General features: G+C 38.2%; 2 protein-coding genes. Both read right to left on the minus strand.

What is annotated here, in order from left to right:
- On the minus strand, nucleotides 1–658 hold a 658-nt coding region (locus F6K37_RS41975; RefSeq protein ID WP_287257164.1), incomplete at its 3' end, for a hypothetical protein.
- Nucleotides 659–691: 33 nt separating this feature from the next.
- On the minus strand, nucleotides 692–1,498 hold an 807-nt coding region (locus tag F6K37_RS41980; RefSeq protein ID WP_287257165.1), incomplete at its 5' end, for a polysaccharide pyruvyl transferase family protein.

Here is a 1,498-nt window from a genome sequence, read left to right on the forward strand (position 1 = left end):
TTTCTAAACCTGCTGAAAGAGAAAGTGACACTGAAGCCAAGCCAGCCCCATGATAATAAGGTCCCCATTGTAAGTTAAAATGATTGCGGATATTTGTTTCACCGACAATACAATCTATACTGGCTGCATGGGCAACTTCCATAATCCTTGAGATTACCTTTTTTTCTTGACCATGTTTATAAATGCGTAAAGGTCGCTCAATGCCTTTCATGTAAATTAAATGAGAAAGGGGAAGTGCAAGGTCGCTACGGGTCTTCGTATGTTTAATAAAGGTATAAAACGAATCCACTCCCAAGGAGAAAAATGCCCCAACTTTGCTAAGGGATTTTTGATCATAGTTTGTTGGGGATTCTGCGGTAACTAAAACTTTTTTAAGCTGGGATGGATACCACTGATGAAAGATATCTTGTATGGTAGGTAAATTTCGGAAAAGTTTCGCGGACATCAGCGGTTTTATCTCCAGATTTTCACCTTTCTCCATTGCCGGTAAAAGTAAGGCAGGAACAAAAGCATCGGCGCTTTCACTGACAAAATCAGCGAATCGTTGAGGATATTCAAAATAAATCTCTATTTCTTGGTCAAGGCTATCAACCTGCACGAGACCAACAAGTCTCACTGTGTCATTAGCAATGATTTTTTCAACATGCAGTAGTTTCATAAGATTTATTAGTGTAGTTGAATAAAGGGAAAACTATCTATTGGCAAAAACTTTATCAAGACATTCTTTCGCAGTTTTTGATTCTTGGCAGATAAACTCTTCTGGTCTTTTGTAATTTTTGAAAATGGTTTCTATCCGCTCTAGAGACAAGGGCTCCATAAAATTTACCACTCTTGCTGTCGGTAGCATTTCTGACTTATCAATGTAATGCTTAATTTTTGATTCGGAATTAACAATTCCAATATTGGCAATGCCAAGAAGATCGGCTAGTATAATTGAGTGCAGGCGATTACCTATGTGAAAATCCATATGCCTCAGGATTGCTAGAAACTCTTCCGGATTTTTCCATGAGTTGATTTGGCAATTAGAAGCGGGTAAATATTTCTTCAGTCGTTCGTGGAAGCGATTATCATTTCTTTCATTTCCTAAATGTCCTGGTAGCAAATGAATCATACAATTATACTTCTCAATGAGTGGCATTAACTGTTTGGCATAAAACTCAGCCCTGCCTTCACCCCACCAAAATTTTCCAGAGAAGGATATGTTGGAAATATCACTAGCTTGCTGGGCTGGTTTGACAAACTTTTCATAAATAGTCAAATCTAAGAAAGCCAAATCACCTCCTAAGTCAGGTGATTTAGCAAGTTGAAGCTGTTGCAATGCCATTTCATAGGAATGGTTATCTCTAAGGTATAGCAGATCGGCTTTTTCAAAGATATCAGCTATCTTTTTTTTCTTCTCAGATTTCACGCTTTCTAATCCAACACCGAGGAAGCAGAAACGCTTACCCATTAATTTTGACAAGGCTTGCATCCTTGATAAATTCCTTGGCCTGTCTTG

This window comes from Moorena sp. SIO4E2 (assembly GCF_010671945.1).
GTDB classification, from domain to species: domain Bacteria; phylum Cyanobacteriota; class Cyanobacteriia; order Cyanobacteriales; family Coleofasciculaceae; genus Moorena; species Moorena producens.